Below are 399 nucleotides of genomic sequence, written 5' to 3'. Positions count from 1 at the left end.
GCAGGGCGGCAATGCGCCGTTCCAGCTCATCGCGCTCGGCGAGAAAGCGCCGGTACTTCTCGACATCGAGGCGCTGTACCAGGCGCGCGCCGTGGGGCGAGTAGTCCTTGTGGGTGAGCGCCTGAAAATGCGACTCGGCCGGCGACAGGGCGGGGCCCCGGCGTTCCAGGCCAAGCCGGAACGCGGCCAGTTCCGGCGAGGGGGCGTCCGCCGGGTACATGCTTTCCAGCGTCTTGTTCAGCAGCATGGCCACCAGGTTGCGATGGTGGAAGTCGCGGCTTTGCACGCTCAGTTGTTCGGCATCCAACCGGTAGCACGCCGGCACGCGCTCCTGCTCGGGCGGTTGTGCGGGTTTGGTGTGCTCCAGTTGCTCGGCGGGCATCAGGTCGCGCAGCTGAT

General features: G+C 67.7%; 1 pseudogene. It reads right to left on the bottom strand.

What is annotated here, in order from left to right:
- A pseudogene (locus DM807_RS00220) lies at positions 1 to 399 on the bottom strand (T6SS effector BTH_I2691 family protein); the annotation flags it as partial.

The organism is Pseudomonas hunanensis, assembly GCF_013393325.1.
Classification (GTDB): Bacteria; Pseudomonadota; Gammaproteobacteria; order Pseudomonadales; family Pseudomonadaceae; genus Aquipseudomonas; species Aquipseudomonas putida_P.
This window is presented reverse-complemented; position numbering and strand designations above follow the sequence as displayed.